The sequence below is a fragment of the Paenibacillus sp. S29 genome (assembly GCF_049319765.1).
GTDB lineage: Bacteria > Bacillota > Bacilli > Paenibacillales > Paenibacillaceae > Paenibacillus > Paenibacillus polymyxa_B.
The window spans coordinates 1-219 of the sequence record NZ_JBMOUI010000123.1 but is presented as its reverse complement, the minus strand read 5'-3'; the positions used below and the strand labels follow the sequence as shown (position 1 = coordinate 219).

Below are 219 nucleotides of genomic sequence, written 5' to 3'. Positions count from 1 at the left end.
GACTCTTCTGCCAAATGATTGGCTTGCACCGCTTCGTCTGTAATGTGCCACGGCTGGACCGAGTGGGCAGACAGCTTGGCGGCAGTCACGCCATCATCCGCCAGTTTGTCGGACGTAACGGACTCATCCTGCAAAGCATCGGTCGATATCGCCTGTGATGCGATATGCACACCCTGAATGGTTCCAATTTGTAGATGATGCGACTGGATGGACTCTGGT

Annotated in this window: 1 pseudogene; it reads right to left on the bottom strand. The window is 54.3% G+C overall.

Annotation, left to right across the window (positions count from 1 at the left end):
- Positions 1–219 (bottom strand): annotated as a pseudogene (locus ACL9RM_RS26825) (hypothetical protein); the annotation flags it as partial.